The sequence below is a fragment of the Glycomyces sp. NPDC049804 genome, from assembly GCF_040674615.1.
Lineage (GTDB): Bacteria > Actinomycetota > Actinomycetes > Mycobacteriales > Micromonosporaceae > Glycomyces > Glycomyces niveus.
In genome coordinates, this window is the sequence record NZ_JBFAMQ010000007.1 from 139,480 (window position 1) to 158,352 (window position 18,873).

Annotated in this window: 12 protein-coding genes; 5 read left to right on the forward strand and 7 right to left on the reverse strand. The window is 70.3% G+C overall.

Going from position 1 to position 18,873, the window contains the following annotated elements; all coding sequences use genetic code 11:
- Positions 1 to 74: 74 nt before the first annotated feature.
- From AB0K52_RS13660 to AB0K52_RS13670, 3 genes are read left to right on the forward strand one after another with little or no spacing between them, the layout of a single operon-like run.
- On the forward strand, positions 75 to 884 hold the full coding sequence (locus AB0K52_RS13660) for a c-type cytochrome (protein WP_363530932.1): 810 nt from the start codon (positions 75 to 77) through the stop codon (positions 882 to 884).
- On the forward strand, positions 881 to 1,996 hold the full coding sequence (locus AB0K52_RS13665; protein ID WP_363530935.1) for a Rieske 2Fe-2S domain-containing protein: 1,116 nt from the start codon (positions 881 to 883) through the stop codon (positions 1,994 to 1,996). The genes AB0K52_RS13660 and AB0K52_RS13665 overlap by 4 nt, the downstream gene beginning before the upstream one ends.
- Entirely contained in the window at positions 1,993 to 3,579 is a 1,587-nt protein-coding gene (locus AB0K52_RS13670; protein WP_363530938.1) for a ubiquinol-cytochrome c reductase cytochrome b subunit, read from the forward strand. Before AB0K52_RS13665 ends, AB0K52_RS13670 begins: the two co-directional genes overlap by 4 nt.
- 52 nt (positions 3,580 to 3,631) lie before the next feature.
- Here AB0K52_RS13670 and AB0K52_RS13675 read toward each other — a convergent pair whose 3' ends face one another.
- The 6 genes from AB0K52_RS13675 to AB0K52_RS13700 form a co-directional block, all read right to left on the reverse strand.
- Positions 3,632 to 4,876: an endo-1,4-beta-xylanase gene (locus AB0K52_RS13675; protein ID WP_363530941.1), complete on the reverse strand. Its 1,245-nt coding sequence runs from the start codon at positions 4,874 to 4,876 to the stop codon at positions 3,632 to 3,634.
- 126 nt (positions 4,877 to 5,002) lie between these two features.
- Positions 5,003 to 6,613: an HD domain-containing protein gene (locus AB0K52_RS13680; protein ID WP_363530944.1), complete on the reverse strand. Its 1,611-nt coding sequence runs from the start codon at positions 6,611 to 6,613 to the stop codon at positions 5,003 to 5,005.
- 607 nt (positions 6,614 to 7,220) lie between these two features.
- Positions 7,221 to 8,990 carry a DEDD exonuclease domain-containing protein gene (locus tag AB0K52_RS13685; protein ID WP_363530947.1) on the reverse strand — a complete coding sequence of 590 codons (1,770 nt, stop codon included), beginning with the start codon at positions 8,988 to 8,990 and terminating at the stop codon, positions 7,221 to 7,223.
- Between the two features lie 10 nt (positions 8,991 to 9,000).
- The gene (locus AB0K52_RS13690; RefSeq protein WP_363530950.1) at positions 9,001 to 11,352 is read right to left on the reverse strand and encodes a transglutaminaseTgpA domain-containing protein; all 2,352 of its coding nucleotides are present in this window, start codon (positions 11,350 to 11,352) and stop codon (positions 9,001 to 9,003) included.
- Positions 11,349 to 12,593, reverse strand: a complete 1,245-nt coding sequence (locus AB0K52_RS13695) for a DUF58 domain-containing protein (protein ID WP_363530953.1) — start codon at positions 12,591 to 12,593, stop codon at positions 11,349 to 11,351. The genes AB0K52_RS13690 and AB0K52_RS13695 overlap by 4 nt, the downstream gene beginning before the upstream one ends.
- Positions 12,594 to 12,595: 2 nt before the next feature.
- Positions 12,596 to 13,600, reverse strand: a complete 1,005-nt coding sequence (locus tag AB0K52_RS13700; protein WP_243901415.1) for a MoxR family ATPase — start codon at positions 13,598 to 13,600, stop codon at positions 12,596 to 12,598.
- A gap of 318 nt (positions 13,601 to 13,918) precedes the next feature.
- Between AB0K52_RS13700 and leuS the strand changes: the two genes are divergently transcribed.
- Positions 13,919 to 16,732 carry a leucine--tRNA ligase gene (gene leuS / locus AB0K52_RS13705; protein ID WP_363530957.1) on the forward strand — a complete coding sequence of 938 codons (2,814 nt, stop codon included), beginning with the start codon at positions 13,919 to 13,921 and terminating at the stop codon, positions 16,730 to 16,732.
- Between the two features lie 74 nt (positions 16,733 to 16,806).
- On the opposite strand, the gene AB0K52_RS13710 is transcribed toward leuS, so the two are convergent.
- Positions 16,807 to 17,232 (reverse strand): hypothetical protein, encoded by a 426-nt coding sequence (locus AB0K52_RS13710; RefSeq protein ID WP_363530960.1) that lies wholly within the window; start codon positions 17,230 to 17,232, stop codon positions 16,807 to 16,809.
- 195 nt (positions 17,233 to 17,427) lie between these two features.
- Between AB0K52_RS13710 and AB0K52_RS13715 the strand changes: the two genes are divergently transcribed.
- On the forward strand, positions 17,428 to 18,846 hold the full coding sequence (locus AB0K52_RS13715) for an endo-1,4-beta-xylanase (RefSeq protein WP_363530963.1): 1,419 nt from the start codon (positions 17,428 to 17,430) through the stop codon (positions 18,844 to 18,846).
- Positions 18,847 to 18,873 lie beyond the last annotated feature (27 nt).

Below are 18,873 nucleotides of genomic sequence, written 5' to 3' on the forward strand. Positions count from 1 at the left end.
GCGGCCGCCGGCCGAATCGGGACCGAACAGGGCCCGGTCCGGTCCGAGAGCTAGATAAAGGTGAGGCAACAACCGTGGCTGCATCAGCGAAACGCCGGCGAGGCTGGCGCAAGCGCCTCGGCGCGCTGGCCAGGTTCACCGGCGCACTGGTCATCGTCGGAGGGCTCTACTCGGCGTTCTCCCCGAGCCTGTACGCCCAGGAGTCCGAGGCCAACGCGATCGACTCCGAGGCCGTCAAGGGCCAGGAGCTCTACGACACCAGCTGCATCTCCTGCCACGGCGATAACGGCGAGGGCGTCGAAGGGCGTGGACCGAGCCTCATCGGCGTCGGCTCCGCCGCCGTCGAGTTCCAGGTGAACACCGGTCGCATGCCGATGGCGGCGCAGGGCGCGCAGGCCCCCAGCACGAACTACCCGGTCTTCACCGAAGAAGAGGCCGAGTGGCTCGGGGCGTACATCGAGTACCTGGGCGGCGGCGCCGGGACCCCCGAAGACCTCGACGCGATGGTCGACGAGGCCGACGTGGCCGCGGGCGGCGATCTCTACCGCGTCAACTGCTCCTCCTGCCACGGCTACGCCGGCGGCGGCGGCGCCCTCTCCTCGGGCGCGCACGCCCCGACCCTGGAGGGCGTCAGCAACGAGGAGATCTACCAGGCGATGCTCACCGGCCCGCAGAACATGCCGGTCTTCGCCGACAACGAGCTCACCCCCGAGCAGAAGGCCGAGCTCATCGCCTACGTCCAGTACCTCGTGAACGAGGACAGGGACCCGGGCGGCGTCTTCACTCTGGGCCGGTTCGGACCGGCCACCGAAGGACTGGCCATCTTCCTGGTCGGCATGACCGCGCTCCTGCTGACCACGCTCTGGATTGCAGGTAAATCGTGAGTGCGCACAACGACAGCAACCCGCCCGAACCGGTGGACCTGAGCAACCCGAAGCTCAGCCGCTTCGAGGTCTACAAAGAGGGCCTGCGTCGCGACGACATCGAGATCATTCACTACGAGCCGCGCTTCGCGAAGCCGGGGACGAAGGCCGAGAAGCGCATGGAGCGCATCGTCGGCGGCCTGTTCCTCGTCTCGGGTCTGTTCGCGACCGCGTTCGTGGCGGCCTACATCTGGTGGCCCTGGGAGTACGAGGGCGCCGCGTCCTGGCGCGACCTCCAGACCTGGTACACGCCGGTGCTGGGCTTCACGCTCGGGTTCGCGCTGCTGTTCTTCGCCGTCGGCGTCCTCACCTGGGCGAAGAAGCTGCTCCCGATCGAGGAGCTGGTGCAGGACCGCCACGACGGCGGGTCCACTTCGGATGACCGCAAGATCGCCGAGGCCACCGTCGACAACATGGTCGAGGACCTGGGGATCAAGCGCCGCCCGTTCCTGGTGAAGGCCGCCCTTCTGGGCGCCGCTCCGCTGGGCCTGGCCGCGATCGCGCCGCTCGGCGCGCTCATCAAGGACCCGGGCGACATGCTCACCGTCACCGGCTGGAACGCCGAGAAGCACAACGACGGCGAGCCGATCCGCTTCATGATGAAGGACGGCGCCCTGGTGCGCCCCGACATGGTCTCGGTCGGCGGTCAGATCACGGTCTACCCGGCCATCGACCACGGCGCGACCAACCAGCACCCGACCTCGCCGGTCCTGCTGATCCACCTGCGGGACGAGGACGCCGAGAAGCTGCGCGGCAACCTGTACCCGATGTACGTGGACGCCGAGGCGCTGTGGGGCAACTTCGTGGCCTACTCGAAGATCTGCACCCACGTCGGCTGCCCGACCAGCCTCTACGAGCAGCAGTCCCAGCGTCTGCTGTGCCCGTGCCACCAGTCCCAGTTCAACGTGGTGGACAACGCCGCTCCCGTCTTCGGCCCGGCCACCCGGCACCTGCCGATGCTGCCGTTCACCGTGGACGACGAGGGCTTCTTCATCGCGAAGTCGGACTTCCTGGTGCCCCCGGGGCCGGCGTTCTGGAACCGCCCGTCCCTCCCCGAGGAGGATGAGAAGTGAAACGCCGCAAAGGCACGAGTGAAAGCCTGCTGACCAAGGCGGGCGGCGAGCTCGACGACCGCTTCAAGCTCGCACTGCCCTCCCGGATCCTGTTCAACAAGGTCTTCCCCGACCACTGGTCCTTCCTCCTGGGCGAGATCGCGCTGTTCTCGTTCATCCTGCTGCTGCTCTCGGGCACGTTCCTGGCGCTGTTCTTCGAGCCCTCGATGGTCGAGGTGACCTACAACGGCGTGTACGTGCCGCTGCAGGGCATCGAGATGTCGCAGGCGTACCACTCGGCGCTGGACCTCTCCTTCGAGGTGCGCGGCGGCCTGTTCATGCGGCAGATGCACCACTGGTCGACGCTGCTGTTCATGGCGTCGATCCTGGTCCACATGCTCCGGATCTTCTTCACCGGTGCGTTCCGCGCGCCGCGCGAGACGAACTGGATGATCGGCATCGTGCTGTTCTGGCTCGGCTTCTTCGAGGGCTTCTTCGGCTACTCGCTGCCGGACGACGGCCTCTCGGGCACGGGCCTGCGCATCATGGAGGGCATGACCGAGTCGATCCCGTTCATCGGCCCGTGGGCCTCCGCGGCGCTGTTCGGCGGGCAGTTCCCGGGCACCAGCGTCATCTCGATGCTGTACATCATCCACGTGTTCGTGTTCCCGCTGCTCCTGCTGGCGCTCATCACGGTCCACGTCGGTCTCGTGTTCGTGCAGAAGCACACGCAGTGGCCCGGCCCGGGCCGCACCGAGCACAACGTGGTCGGCTTCCGGATGTTCCCGAACTACGTCATGAAGCAGGTCGGCTTCATGCTGTTCATCTGGGGCGTCCTCGGGGCGATGGCGGGCCTGTTCCAGATCAACCCGATCTGGCTCTTCGGCCCCTACGAGGTCTCGGTCGTGTCCTCGGCCTCGCAGCCCGACTTCTACGTCATGTACCTCGACGGCCTGATCCGCCTCTTCCCGGCCTGGGAACTGCGCATCCCGCCGTACTTCACGCTGCCGCCGGTGTTCTGGCCGGGCATCGTGGGCATGGGGCTCTCGGTCATGCTGCCGCTGCTGTACCCGGCGCTGGAGCGGCGGTTCACCAAGGACCGCGGCCACCACAACCTGCTGCAGCGTCCGCGCGACAACGCGGGCCGCACCAGCCTCGGCGTCATGGTCGTGGTCTTCTGGATCATCGGCGTGATCTCCGGCGGCAACGACGTGTTCGCCGAGAAGTTCGACATCAGCCTGAACGCCATGACCTGGGCGGGCCGCATCGGCCTCGTGGTCCTGCCGATCATCGCCTACTACGTGACGTACCGGATCTGCCTGGGCCTGCAGCAGCACGACCGCGAGGTGCTCGCGCACGGCTTGGAGACGGGCATCCTGATGCGCGACCCGAACGGCCGCTTCTACGAGGTGCACCAGCCGCTCGCCGAGCCGGACGAGCACGGCCACACCGAGCTGGAGTACAACGGCTGGGTGGTCCCGAAGAAGATGAACCGCATCGGCGCGCTGCCGCCCGCCGACAAGGGCTTCTTCAAGTCGATCGAGGAGCCGTCCGAGGACGGCCGCGCCGAGCGGCGCGACGAGATCGAGTCGGGCAAGCACTAGCAAGGCATGAGAACGGGGCCGCACCGAAAGGTGCGGCCCCGTTCTGCTCGCGCTACTCGAGTTCGGCGGAGAAGTGCGCCTCGCCGGCCGCGTCCAGGGTGAACGCGGCGTCGCGGCCTCCGCTGGTGACGCGGTAATCGCCGAGGAAGCCATTGAACCGCAGGCGGCCCTCCTCGTCGGTGGTGAGGGTCGTGGCCGGGGTGCCCCACTCCTCGTTCACGAGGTGGTGGAGGCGGTCGTACGCGGGCTTGGGGGAGCCGTCGAGGCGCACGAAGCCGCCGGGGGCGCCCAGCCACATGCCCGCGTCGTTCATGCCCCAGTAGGTGACCGCCTCGACCGACGGGTGGGCCAGGAGCGTGCGGTAGTGGCGCTCGATCTCGTCCGCTTGGCGCGCTTCGCCTTCGGGGGTCGAGGGCCACGAGGGCACCTGGTGGTCGTTGAGGTCCTCGATCTCGGGCGGCATGAGGTCGCCGGAGACGATGGTGGTCTCGGTGAAGTGGATCGGCAGCCCGTAGCGGGAGAAGCGGTCGAGGATCGCCTCCGTCTTCTCCTCGCCCCAGTAGCCCTGGTGCATATGGCTCTGCAGGCCCAGGACGTCGATCTTGACACCGGCCTCGAGGACGCCCTCGATGAGGCACTCGTACGCGGCGGACATGTCGAAGTCGTTGAGCAGCAGCACGGCGTTCGGGCCGGCCTCGCGGGCGGCGTCGAAGACCATGCGCACCATGGGGATGCGGCCGATGTCGCGGCAGACGCGGGTGATGCCGTTGTCGTATTTGTCGAAGATCGGCATGATGACGACCTCGTTGATGACGTCCCACATGTCGATGACGCCCGCGAACTCGCCCACCTCGCGCTTGATGCGCTCGACCTGGACGCGGGCGATCTCCTCGTTGTCGAGGTCGAGCAGCCAGTCGGCGCTGACGGTGTGCCAGGCGAGGGGATGCCCCTTGACCGGGTGGCCGCGGTCGGCGAACCACCGGGCGGCCCGGCGCAGGCGCGCGGCGTCGGGGTTGCCGCGCTCGGGTTCGTAGCGGCCCCAGTAGAACGGGAGGGTCGCGAAGTTGAACAGGCCTTCCCAGAGCTCGGCGTTGCGGGCGTCCCCCTCAGGGTCCTCGCTGGTGCCGTTGGCGTGGTCGATGAGCTCGAACCCGGTGCAGCCGAACAGGAACTTGTGGCGGGTCTGCTCGAGGGTGACCTCGCGTCCGGCGAGGGGCGCGCCGTCGGCGGTGAGGGTGACCGTCGCGTCCGCGCTGCGGTGGCGCCGGATGCGATCGGCACTGAAAGTTTCGGTCATTTGATTGCTACTTTCCATGGAAGTTTCACCGCCATGTATTCCAGCAGCCCGCCGGGCGGGAGTCAAGGGGGAAACGTCGAACGCCGCCGCGCTCCGAGAGCGCGGCGGCGTTCGTGGATCGATGCGTCAGTAGCGGTCGACGGTGGTGATGAGCTTGTCGGCGAGCTCGTCCGGGTCGAGCTTCTCGCGGGCGAGCGCGAGGTACAGCGAATCGAGGTCGGGGAAGCCCAGGGACGACGCGACGCCGTGGAGCGGCTGCTCGCCCGCGAGGCCGCGCCCGCGGGCGATCAGCGAGCGCCACAGGCGGTTCTTTCCGGCCTTGAGTTCGTCCTCGAAGCGCTGCATCGGGACGACGGGGAGCTCGCCGGTGGAGTCGACGTCCTCGATCGAGCCGAACCAGTCGTTGATGTGCAGCTGCGCCTCGGGGGTCTTGGCGTGCTCGAGCCACTGCTTCGACGGCCCGTACGGCTGCTCGTTGGTGAGGACGAGCTCGACGGTGTCGCCGTCCTTGAGGCTCTGGGCGAGCGGGGCGATCTCGCCGTTGACGTAGGCGGCGATGAGGCGGTGGCCCTTGGCGGGGCCGGAGCAGTAGGCGACGTCGACCGGGGTGGAGGCCTTGGGGACCGTGAGCTGCCCGCCGTCGCGTGTGAAGACCAGGATGTCCTGGTCGGCGAGGTCGCAGCGGAGCGAGTCGAGGAACTGGCCGGAGTCGGCGACCTCGTGCTGCCAGTCGAGGAGGCGCTGGAGCCAGGGGAGCTGGATCTCGACGGGGTTGGAGCCGCTCTGGCGGAGCCCCGCGACGATGCCGACCTCGGCGGTCTCGTGCATCTCCTTGGTGCGGATGAGGAACTCGATGGGGACGCCGCCCGGGCCGGCGACCGCGGTGTGGATCGACTGGTACAGGTTGAACTTCTTGGCGGCGATGAGGTCGCGGAACTTGCCGCCGATGGGCTTCCAGAGCTTGTGGATCGCGCCGAGGGCGGCGTAGCAGTCGGTGGCGGGGCCGTCGACGACGATGACCAGGCGCGGCGGGTCGGCGGGGCCGGTGCCGGGGTGCTTCTGCATCTCGCGGTAGATCGAGTACGGGTGCCGGGGCCGGTCGAGCAGGCGCGCGGCGACCTTGAACTCGCGCAGGGCGCGGCGCACCTGCGGGGCGATGACGGCCACCTGGCGCTTGCGGTCGGTGTCGGAGCCGAGGTGCTCGTGGATGGCCTGGAAGACCTCGGGTTCGAGGGTCTCGAGGACGATGTCCTCGAGCTCGCGCTTGATGACGTAGAGGCCGAGCCGGTCGGCGAGGGGGATGAGGACGTCCTTGGTGGCCTCGGCGATGCGGATCTGGCTGGGGCGCTTCTTGAACTTGATGGTCCGCATGTTGTGGAGGCGGTCGGCGAGCTTGATGACCATGACCCGGATGTCGCGTCCGGCGGTGAGGACCAGCTTGCGGAACGTCTCGGCCTCGGCGGCCGTGCCGAGGTGGATCTTGTCGAGCTTGGTGACGCCGTCGACCATGACGGCGATCTCGTCGCCGAAGTCGCCGCGGAGGGCTTCGAGGGAGTAGCTGGTGTCCTCGACGGTGTCGTGGAGGAGCCCGGCCGCGATCGTGGCGGTGTCGACGCCGAGTTCGGCGAGGATGGTGGAGACGGCGATCGGGTGGGTGATGTAGGGCTCGCCCGAGCGGCGGGCCTGGCCGCGGTGCATCTGCTCGGCGATGCGGTAGGCGCGGCGGACGAGGAGCATGTCGGGCTGCTCGCAGTGCGCACGGTGTGCCGCTTCGAGCTGCGCCACCTTGCCCGCGAGGTCCCACGGGTCTTCAGGTTTGGCAGACCGAGTAGCCGAAAGCAATGCGCGCAACATGAAAGCCTCCGATGCCCAAGGTTGACCGCATTCTAGATGTACAACGATTCTTGGAGAGAATCGACACTAGACACTGTCGGATTTCGGCAGGGCCGCCGCCATCGGCGGATGACACACAGTACCCGCGCGGAGTGGTGCGTGGAAACCCTAAGCGCCGCAAATGAATGCGAGACGACTCACGTCCGATTCGCCTGATTGCGCGCGTCTCGGCGGATGACACGGTGAGTTCCGTTGGGACAGCGGAGGGTTCGGCGTGGCGTCTCAGGATGTGGACGGAAGTGGCCCCCGGGGTCGGGTGTGTCGGCGGTGGACCGCCCCCGGTCTCGATGGTGCCCCAGGAGTGTGACAGGACGCCGGCGTCGCGTCCCCCGGGTGTGTCGGGATGCGGTCGCCCCCGGGGTCGGGTGTGTCGGGATGCGGTCGCCCCCGGTTTCGATGGTGGCTCAAGGGTGTGACACGGGGGCGGGACGGATTCGGGGGGCGCGGTCGGTCAGCGTTCGCCGTTGGAGCGGCGCCAGGAGGAAGGGTCGTGGGGGATGGCGCCGTCCCAGCGCCCGGCGCCGTCGAGGCGGCTGGCCCAGGGGCGTTCCACGGTGACGAGGCGGACGTCGGGACGGGTGAGCCATTCGAGGAGGAGTCGGGTCTCGGCGGCGTGGGCGGCGTCGGCGACGTCGTCGAGCGGGTCGACGACGCGGGCGGTCTCGCGGAGCTTCGCGATGTGCGGCATGGGATCGGCGCGGGGCGGGGTGCGGACGGCCCCGGCGAGCAGCCCGTGGCGGATCACGGCGACCTCCCAGCCGCCGCCCTTGGCCCGGCCCGCGGCCACGATCTCGCCGGCCGCCACGAGGCTCCTGGTGCGCTCCGTCGCGGCGGCGAGCTGGAGGTACGCCCCGAGCTCGTCGCGGCGCTCGGCGGCGGTCTCGAACCGCTCGGCCTCCGCGAGCTCGGTCAGGCGCTCGGAGACGGCCGCGGCGATCGGCGCGGGGTCGCCGTCCATGGCGCGGGCGGCGCGCTCGGCGACCGCCGCGTACTCCTCGGTGGTCACGCTGTGGCGGCACGGCTCGACGCACCTGCCGATCTCGCCGAGCACGCACGAGGGCGACATCCGCTTGGGGGACAAGCGGGTCCGGCACGACCGGATCGGCAGGGCCGCCTCGATCGCGCCGATCGCGGCCTGCGCCTGCGTGCCCGAGGTCGGGCCGAGCCGCGGCGTGCCGGGCCCCGGCGGGGTGCGCGAGATCTGCAGGCGCGGGTACGGCTCGTCGGTCAGCCGCACCCACGAGCGGTGCTCGGGGTACTTCGCGGCCCGGTTGTAGGGCGGCTTCCCGCCGGAGATGAGCCGCAGCTCCGCGACCCCCGCTTCGAGCCGGTGCGCGCACTCGACGACCTCGACCCGTTCGGCTGAGGCGAGCATGTCGCGCAGCCGCCGGCGCTGCTCGGCCGCCGAGAAGTAGCTGCGGACCCGGGCGGCCACGTCGACCGAGACGCCGATGTAGAGCGCCCGGTCGTCGGCGTCGCGGAAGATGTAGACGCCGGGGGCGTGCGGGAGCCCGTCCGCCAGGTGGCGCTTGCGGCGTTGCAGCTCAGAGGGAATGGCGCGGCAGAACTCGACGAGGTCGGCGTCAGTGGTCACCCCGTGCCCGGAGGCGCGCTCGATGAGGCCGTGCAGGACCGTGACCGTGGCGCGGGCGTCGTCGAGCGCCCGGTGGTTCGGGGTGACCGGCGAGCCGAAGAGCCGCGCGAGGGTGCCGAGCCGCCGGTTGGGGACCTCGCTCTTCTCGGTGAGGCGCCGGGCCAGGACGACCGTGTCGACCACCGGCGGGCGGGGCCAGCGCGTGTCGGTGAGTTCGCAGGCGTGGCGCAGGAACCCGATGTCGAAACCGGCGTTGTGGGCGACGAGCGTGGCGCCGCGCGCGAACTCGAGGAACGCGGGGAGGACCGCTTCGATCCCGGGCGCGTCGGCGACCATCTCGTCGGTGATGCCCGTGAGGCGGGTGACGCGCGGGTCGATGGACTCGCCGGGGTTGACGAGGGTCCCGAACTCGCCGATGACCTCGCCGCCCTTGACCTTGACGGCGCCGATCTCGGTGATGCCGCAGGCGTCGGCGGCGAGCCCGGTGGTCTCGAGGTCGACCACGCAGAACGTCACCTCGGCCAGCGGGGTCCCCAGGCTGTCGAGGGTCGGCTGGGTGTAGCCGGTGTCGGTGAGCCCGCCGTCGCCCTGAGCCTGCTCACTGCGTGCAGCACCGCTTCTGTACATGTACGCCACCCTAAGGGCGGCGTGTGACAGCCCGGTCCTTGCGGCTGTTCGAACGTCGCGGGCGCCGCACCGCCGTGCGCACCCGGTCGGCGGCGCGGGCGGAGCGCCGCGCGAGGCGGGCACTCTCTTCGGCCTGCTTCGCGCTGAGCTTCACCAGGAGCGAGGCGGGCCAGAACCGGGCCTGGGCGCGGCGGCCGCGCGCGGCCCGCCGGTCCAGTTCGGAGCGGAGGTCGTGCACGGCGTCGGCGAGGCCGGTCGGGTCGGCGCCCTTGGGGGAGTAGCGGTGGCGGGCCATGGCCGAGCCGAGCGCGGTGGCGGCCTCGCGGGCGCCGGGGGCGGCCTGCGCGAGGACTCCGGCGGCCTGGCGGGGCGTGAGCGAGTCGCTGAGGCCCACGCCGTAGTCGAGGGCGAGGTCGAGCACTTCGTCCCATGCGGTCTTGGCGCTGAGCCGGGCGGGGCCGAGCCGGGAGCGGCGCAGGAGCGTGCGCCATACGGCCGGTGCGAACGGCACGGCGGCGAGGAGCAGCAGGAGCAGCCACGCGGGGTTGAACGCGGGGCCGCCGCCGGTGCCGTTGTCGGCGGCCTGCCCGGTGGGGCCGTCGGTGGGCGCTTCGGCTTCCGCGGACGGGTCGGCGGCGCTGGTGCTGGGCGCTTCGCTGGGTTCGGTGCTGGGGTCCGCTGTCGCACCGGGCTCGGTGGTCTCCTCGTCCTCGGGGGCCGGCTCAGTGGTCCACGGGAAGGAGACTGATCCGGGGACGCCGCTGGTCGGGGTGGGGTCCCAGGTGACCCAGCCGGGGCCGTCGTAGTAGACCTCGACCCACGCGTGGTAGTCGTGGCTGGTGAGGACCCACTCTTCGCCGCTGCGGCCGCCCTTGGACATGCCGATGACGACGCGCGCGGCGACGTCGGCTTCGCGCAGCATCCACGCCATGGCGGCCGCGTACTGCTGGCAGTAGCCCCGCTTGGTCAGGAGGAAGTCGAGGATGGCCTCGTCGTTGCCCGCGTCGGTGGTCTCGAGGCTGTACTGGAAGCCGTTGGCGACCGAGAGGTGGTTGTAGACGGCGAGGACCTTCTCGTGCACGGTGGTCGCGCCGCCGAGGGCCTGCTCGACGATCTCGGTCAGCTCGGGCACGTCGGGGTGGCTGGTGTTGGCGTCCCAGCGCTCGTCGTCGGGATCCATGCCGTCGGCGTTCGCGAGGGTCTCGGCGTCGAAGCCGGGGTCGGTGTAGGTGAGGGTGTAGTTCTCGACGTCGCCCATGTCGCTGTTGTCGCCGACGATGACGTCGGTGGCGGTGTCGCGTTCCCAGTTCCCGTCAACCGCGAGGTCCACGGGTGTTCCGTAGACGGGCAGGACCGGGGCCTCCATCCGGAGGTTCTCGATCTCGGCGGTGAAGGTCTCGCCTTGGGCGCCGTCGAGCACGAGGGCTTCGCGGTCGTCGTAGTCGTTGGGCGCGAAGCCGTCCGAGCTGAGCTCGTCGAGGACGTGCATGCGCAGGTACTGCGGGCTGGGATCGGTGGTCGAGACGCGGAGGACGTCGACCTCCTCGGGCTGGTTGAGGGAGCCGGAGAGCTGCGCCCAGGGGTTGACGTCGCCGAGGCCGGCGGCGTCGCCGCCCTGGTAGCCCTCGGCGATGCGGTCGATGAACCCGGAGGTGTTGGTGGGCACCACGGTCAGGGACAGGAGCGTGACGAGGATGAACCCGAGCGCCGACCAGCGGGCGGTGCGCGCCATCGGGGACGGGAACCGCTGCGACACGAGCTGCCCGGCGCCGGTGAAGCGGTGCCCGAACGCGGAGACGCGCCGCAGGTTGTCGTCGGCGAGGAGCCACAGGTAGGAGACGGCGGGGAGGATGAACCAGAACCAGGCGGTCGCGTCGGGCGCGACCGAGACCGGCACGAGGTACATGGTGAGGAGGGTGAGCCCGGCGAGCGCCGGGGTGCGCAGCCCGACCACGAACATGTCGTGGAGGATCGCGACGAGCCCGATCCCGAAGAGCGTCAGGAAGAGGATGCCGCCCTCGGCGGGGACCGGCGGGGCCTCCCTGACGATCCCGGCGATGCCTTCGCCCACGAGCAGCCCGAAGTGCGAGAACGTGTCGGGCGTGGGGATGACGAACAGGATCGCGGTGCCGCCGCTGAACCCGGCGGTGAGGACGATGAGGAGCCCGGCGCACATGGCGAGGGTCTGGAGCCCCTGGCCGCGCCCGGCGGCGCGCGTGAGCGACGCGGCGGTGGCGATCACCGCGATGGTGAACAGCACCGGGACGATCCAGCCGATGCCTTCGAAGATGCCGATGAGCGGCGTCAACGTCAGCGCGAGCGTCGCCGCCGCGACCATGGTGGCGTGCCGCTGTCCGCTCATGCGAGAGTCCTCCACGCGCCCAGGCGGGTCCACACCCGGCGCAGTTCGGTCCCGGCGATCACCGGGATGACCTGCCAGCCCGCGTTCGCGAGCGTGGCGACGGCCGCGGCGTGCTGCTCGGCGAACGCCCGCTCGCGCGGGTCGACGCGGCTCGACTGCGCCTTCGGGATCCACCGCACCGGGTCGACGACCAGCGCCGTGCACGCGCCGCCGCGCTTGGCCAGCCGCGCCAGGGTCGCGGCGTCCTCAGGGCTCAGGTGGCCCAGGAACGCGACGATGCCGGAGACGGACCGGGGCCGCTGGGCCTTCTCGACCATATGCCCGATCGGCGCCTCGGGCGCGGCGGCCACGGTCGCCAGGTACCGCATGGCCTGGCTGTAATCGCCTTGGCGGCATTCGAAGTCGTGGTGCGCGGTGATGAGCCAGGGGTCGATGCCGTCCCGCGAGAGCCGCACCGTGGCCGAAGCGGCCGCGTCGACCATCCACTCGAAGCTGGAGAGCTCCCCGCGGTGCGCGCCGCGGCGCACGTCGAGCAGGACCGCCGCGTTGTTCTCCCACGGCTGCTCCTCGCGGCGCACCATGAGCTGCCCGCGGTGGGCGCTGGCCTTCCAGTGGACGCGCCGCATGTCGTCGCCGCTGCGGTACTCGCGCACGGCGATGTCGTCGTTGCCGGTGATCGCGACCGCGTGCGCGGCGGACTCCCCGGAGGACATCCCGGCCCCGCCCGGCAGCAGGAGGCTGCGCAGCGGCTGGATGCGCGGGGTCACGATGAGCTCGGTCGTGAGCGGGAACTCCTGCACCGAGACGGCCAGCCCGAACGGGTCCGAGGTCCGCACCGTCAGCGGCCCCAGCTCGTACGCGCCGCGCGTGCCGGGCGTGATCGTGTAGTTCACGACGCTGCGCGCGCCCGGGGCGAGTCGCTCCAGCACCAGGCGCGGGCGGTTCCCGAGCCGGTAGGGGATGCGGTCCTCGAGCATGAGCGCCGGGGGGCGGCCGCGGCCGGTGTTCTGGATGCCCAGGCGCACCTGCGTGGGCTGCCCGGCCTCCACCTGCGCCGGGTTGAGCACCCGGTTCGACTCGAGCGAGGGCCGCGTCCAGCGCAGCATCACGAGCCCGCCCAGCGGCGCGATGAGCGCGAGCACCGCCGCGCGCAGCAGGTCGCCCTCGCCCACCACCAGTGAGACGAGCCCGACCACCACGCTCACCGCCAGCAGCGTCTTGCCGCGCCCGGTGAGCTCCACGCCTAATACCTCCCCGGGTGGGACACCACCGGGACGTGCCGCAGGATGTCCGAGACGATCGCCTTCGTGTCGCCGCCGCCCATCGTCGTCTCCGTGGTCGGGATGAGGCGGTGGGCGAGCACCGGCACGGCCAGCTGCTGGACGTCGTCCGGCAGCGCGAAGTCGCGGCCGTCCATCGCCGCGAGCACTTGGGTGCAGCGCAGCAGCTGCAGGGTCGCGCGGGGGCTCGCGCCGAGGCGGACCTGCGCGTTCTGCCGCGTCGCCGCGACCAGGTCGACGACGTACCGCTTCAGCTCCGGCGCCAGGTGCACCGCCCGGGCCGCGGCGATCATCCGCACGATCATCTCCGCGTCCGCCACCGGCCGCAGCGCGTCCAGCGGGTTGTACTCCTCGCGGCGGTCCAGCAGCGCCAGCTCCGCGTTGATGTCGGGGTAGCCGATGGCCAGCCGGGCCGCGAACCGGTCGCGCTGGGCCTCGGGCAGTGGGTAGGTGCCCTCCATCTCCACCGGGTTCTGGGTGGCGATCACCATGAACGGGCTGCGCAGCTTGTACGTGTTCCCGTCGACGGTGACCTGCCGCTCCTCCATGCACTCCAGGAGCGCGGCCTGCGTCTTGGGGCTGGCGCGGTTGATCTCGTCGCCCAGGATCAGGTTCCCGAAGATCGCGCCCGGCTTGAACACGAAGTCGCGCTTCTCAGGGTCGAAGATGCTCACCCCGGTGACGTCCGAGGGCAGCAGGTCCGGCGTGAACTGGATGCGCCGCACCGAGCAGTCCACCGAGCGGGCCAGCGCCTTCGCCAGCTGGGTCTTGCCGACCCCCGGCACGTCCTCCAGCAGCAGGTGGCCCTCCGCGAGCATCACCGCGATCGCGAGCTTGATCGTGTGGGACTTGCCCTCGATCACCCACTCGACGTTCGTCAGGATGCCCTCGGCCGTCGCCTTGAACTCCTGAGGCGAGAGCGGCGCGGGAGCCTGAGGCGGCTGGCCTGGGGACGACTCGAAGGTCAATGGTCCTCCCGGGAAGTTCTGCGGATTGCGCGACCTGACACGCCGTTGCGCGTTACGGTCGCCTGTCCGCCATCCTACTCGGACGCGCCCAGTGACCATGTCCTGCGCCGCCGTAGGGCCCTCGGCTACACTGGGGGCATGCCCCGGGCGATCGCGCTCCTTAGATAGCCGTGCTGGAGAGAACCAGCACGGCCACCCCTGCATGCCAGGGGTTTTTTGCTGCCTGAGCCGATTTGCGGCTCCCAGGCGGCGCCGAGGAGGGTCTATCCCGGAAACCGAGCCCGAACCCAGCGCCACCACCGGAACACAGGACTAGCCATGACCGAACCCGCACACCGCTACGACGCCAAGCTGGCCAACGAGATCGAACCGCGCTGGCAGGAGCGCTGGGAGGCCGAGCAGACCTTCCGCGCCCCGAACCCGGCCGGGCCGCTGGCCGAGCCTGACCATCCGCGCGCCGGGGCGCCCAAGAAGTTCGTCATGGACATGTTCCCGTACCCCTCGGGGGCGGGGCTGCACGTGGGCCACCCGCTGGGCTTCATCGCCACGGACGCGTACTCGCGCTACCTGCGCATGGCCGGGTACAACGTGCTGCACCCGATGGGCTTCGACGCGTTCGGCCTGCCGACCGAGCAGTACGCGATCGCCACGGGCCGCCAGCCCGCCGAGATCACCGCCGAGAACATTGACCGGTACCGGCGCCAGCTGCGCCTGGTGGGCATGGGCTATGACAACCGCCGCGCGTTCGCCACGACCGACCCGGACTACTTCAAGTGGACGCAGTGGATCTTCCTGCAGATCTTCAACTCCTGGTACGACACCGAGGCCGACCGGGCCCGGCCGATCGACGAACTGATCGCCGCGTTCGAGTCCGGTGAGCGGGCCACCCCCGACGGGCGCCCGTGGGCGGAGCTGGGCGCGGTCGAGCGCCGCCGCGTCATCGACGGCCACCGCCTGGCGTACGTCACCGAGGCCCCCGTGAACTGGTGCCCGGGGCTGGGGACGGTGCTGTCGAACGAGGAGGTCACCTCCGAGGGCCGCTCCGAGCGCGGCAACTTCCCGGTGTACACGCGCACCCTGAAGCAGTGGATGATGCGCATCACCGCGTACGCCGACCGGCTGCTGTCCGACCTGGACGGCCTGGACTGGTCTGACTCGCTGAAGTCCATGCAGCGCAACTGGATCGGCAAGTCCACCGGCGCGTACGTCGACTTCGGGACCTACGCGGGCGACATCCGCGTCTTCACCACCCGGCCCGACACGCTGTTCGGCGCCACCTACATGGTCCTGGCCCCCGAGCACCCGCTGGTCGAGGCCCTGACCGCCGAGTCCTGGCCCGCCGGCGTGCCCGCCGCGTGGACGGGCGGCCACGACACCCCGGCCGCGGCCGTAGCCGCCTACCGGGCGTTCGCCGCCGCGAAGACCGACGTGGAGCGCCAGGCCGACGCCAAGGAGAAGACCGGCGTCTTCACCGGCGGCTACGCCACCAACCCCGTCAACGGCGAGACCGTGCCGGTCTTCATCGCCGACTACGTGCTGGCCGGCTACGGCACCGGCGCGATCATGGCCGTGCCCGCCCACGACGAGCGCGACTTCGCGTTCGCCAAGGCCTTCGACCTGCCGATCCGCCAGGTCATCTCCGGCGAGGCCCCCTGGGACGGCGAGAGCGCCTACACCAGCGACGGCGTCGCGGTGAACTCCGGGATCCTGGACGGCCTGCGCGTCCTGGAGGCCAAGGCCCGCATCGTCGAGTGGCTGGCCGAGCACGGCCGCGGCGAGGGCGCGACCACGTTCCGCCTGCGCGACTGGCTGTTCAGCCGCCAGCGCTACTGGGGCGAGCCCTTCCCGATCGTGTACGACGAGACCGGACTGCCGGTGGCGCTGAGCGAGGAGCACCTGCCGGTCGAGCTGCCGCACATGGACGACTTCTCGCCCAAGACCTTCGACCCCGAGGACGCCGACTCCGCGCCGGAGCCGCCGCTGGGCCGCGCCAAGGACTGGGTCGAGGTCGAGCTGGACCTGGGCGACGGCCCCAAGACCTACACGCGCGAGCTGAACACCATGCCCAACTGGGCCGGCTCCTCCTGGTACGAGCTGCGCTACACCGACCCGCAGGCCGCCGAGAAGCTGGCCGACCCGGCCAACGAGTCGTACTGGATGGGCCCGCAGGACGCCGAGGACGTGGGCGGCGTCGACCTGTACATCGGGGGCGTCGAGCACGCCGTCCTGCATCTGCTGTACGCCCGCTTCTGGCAGAAGGTCCTGTTCGACCTGGGCCACGTCTCCAGCCGCGAGCCGTTCCGCCGCCTGTTCAACCAGGGCTACATCCAGGCGTACGCCTACACCGACGACCGCGGCGTCTACGTCCCGGCCGAAGAGGTGCGGGAGGAGGCCGAGGGCGTCTTCACCTACAACGGCCAGAAGGTGAACCGCGAGTACGGCAAGATGGGCAAGTCCCTGAAGAACGTCGTCACCCCGGACGAGGTCTGCGCCTCCTACGGCGCCGACACCTTCCGCGTCTACGAGATGTCGATGGGCCCCCTGGCCGAGTCCAAGCCGTGGGAGACCCGCGCCATCGTCGGCTCGCAGCGCTTCCTGCAGCGCCTGTGGCGCAACATCGTCGACGAGGAGACCGGCGAGGTCACCGTCGTCGACGCCGCGCCCGCGCCGGAGACGCTGCGCGAGCTGCACAAGGCCATCGCCGGGGTACGCGACGACTACGAGCACTTGCGCATGAACACCGCCGTCGCCAAGCTGATCACGCTGAACAACCACGTGACCGGCCTGAACCCGGTGCCGCGAGAGGTCGCCGAGGCCTTGGTCGCCATGGCCGCCCCGATCGCCCCGCACATCGCCGAGGAGCTGTGGGAGCGCCTGGGCCACGAAGGCGGCATCGCCTATGTGGACTTCCCGGTCGCCGACGAGTCGCACCTGGTCGAGGACACCGTCACCTACCCGGTGCAGATCAACGGCAAGGTGCGCGGCCGCATCGAGGTCGCCGCGGGCGCCGACGAGGCGACGGTGAAGGCCGCCGCGCTGGCCGAGGAGAAGGTCGCCGCGAACCTGGCGGGCAAGGACGTCAAGAAGGTCATCGTGGTGGCCGGCAAGATGGTCTCGATCGTCGCGAAGTAACGCTGACGCCCAGTAGTCCACTGAGGGCGGGTCCGATCGGACCCGCCCTCCACTGTGTATACGGCAGGGGCCGGTCAGGTTCCCGCCCGTCGCACCCTGGGCGCCAGTCCGCACCACGCCCGCGCGTCAGCGGAGATCAGCATCGCGAATACGGCGGCGCTCCAGATGACGGCGAGGACACTGCCCGGCGGGATGTCGGGCAACCTGAGGAGTGCGGTGGCGCTGGCGATCACGGCGAGGACCAGTCCGATGATCCTCGCCCAGTTCTTGCGCTTGTGCAGTCCGGTGGCGGCCGCCGCGTAGGCGAAGGCGACCACTGGGAGCAGGAACACCTGCGCCCTGAGGAGGTCGCCCGAGGCGGGGGCGTCGTCCATGCCGGCCCTGATCAGGGCGGAGCCCAGCGCCGCCCCCGCGGCGTTGATCCACATCAGCACCAGGGCGGTGACTACTTTGGCTGGCGGGTTGGCGCCCCGCACGGGCGCTGTTTCGTCGAGTTCCATTGCCGCAGCGTACCGCCGCGCGGTGCGGAGGGACACCTGCGAAGCGCGATGATCGACATTCATCGGTATTGACCAACATCTATGCATTCGCTAGGCTGTCACTCACCTCGCTGGGAGCGCTCCGCTCCAGCGCGGGCCCCATCTTTCGAACAGCCTCGTTCCCTCACGGCGCGGCACCACCTTGAGGAGTTTCACGTGCTGCACAACCGTCAACGCCGTCGCGCCCTGATCGCGGGGGCCGTCACCCTCGCGACCGCGGCGCTCGGCATAGGGCTCTCGACGCAGTTCGCGGGCGCCCAGGCGACCACCCTGCGCGCCGCGGCGGACGCCATCGGCAAGGACATCGGCGTCGCAGTGGACGTCAACAAGCTGCAGAGCAACACGCAGTACCGCAACACCATCGCCGCCGAGTTCAACTCCGTCACCGCCGAGAACGCGATGAAGTGGGACGCGACCGAACCGCAGGACGGCAACTACACCTTCTCCCAGGCCGACACCCTCGTGAACTTCGCGGAGGACAACGGCCAGTCCGTCCACGGGCACACCTTCGTGTGGCACGCCCAGACCCCCAGCTGGGTGCAGGGCCTCAACGCCACGGCCATGCGCTCGGCCATGGTCGACCACATCAACACCGTGGCCAACCGCTACGAGGGCCGGGTCGACTCCTGGGACGTCGTGAACGAGGTCGTCAGCGACAACAACGGCGCCATGCGCGACTCGTTCTGGCTGCGCACCATGGGCGAGGGGTACATCACCACCGCGTTCCAGACCGCCCGCGCGGCCGACCCGAACGCCGACCTCTACATCAACGACTACTCGATCGAGGGCGACAACGCCAAGTCCGACACGATCTACCGGCTCGCGCAGGGCCTGAAGTCGCAGAACATCCTCGACGGCGTCGGCTTCCAGTCCCACCTCATCCTCGGCCAGGTCCCCTCCACGATGGAGGCCAACCTGCAGCGATTCGTGGACCTGGGCCTGAAGGTGCGCATCACCGAGTTGGACATCCGGCTCAACACGCCGGCCGACGCCAATGAACTCGCGCAGCAGGCGGAGGACTACCGGCGCGTGACCGAGATCTGCGCCGAACTCGCCGACTGCTCCGGCATCACCGTCTGGGGCCTGCGCGACAACGACTCGTGGGTGCCCGGCACCTTCCCCGGCACCGGTGCGGCGCTGCTGTTCAACGACGACTTCTCCAAGAAGCCCGCCTACACCTCGACGCTGAACGCCCTCGGCGGCGGCGGCACCGGCGAGCCCACCACCACCCCGGCCACCACCGACCCCGCGACCAGCACGCCCCCGCCCGGCGACGGCTGCACCGCGACGCTCTCGGTCCAGAGCCCCTGGAACACCGGCGCGACCTACAGCGCCACCGTGAAGGCCAACCAGGCGCTCACCGGCTGGCGGGTCACCTGGACCTGGCCGGGATCGGAGCGGATCTCCAACGCCTGGAGCGTGACCGGCACCTTGACCGGGGCGACCGTGACCGGCGCCAACGCCGCTTACAACGGCACGCTCGCCGCGGGCCAGTCGACCACGTTCGGCTTCAACATCACCAAGAACGACGGCTCGACCGCCTCGGTCCCGACCGTCACCTGCACACCCGCCTAGACCCCTCTTCGCACAGGCACGGGCCGG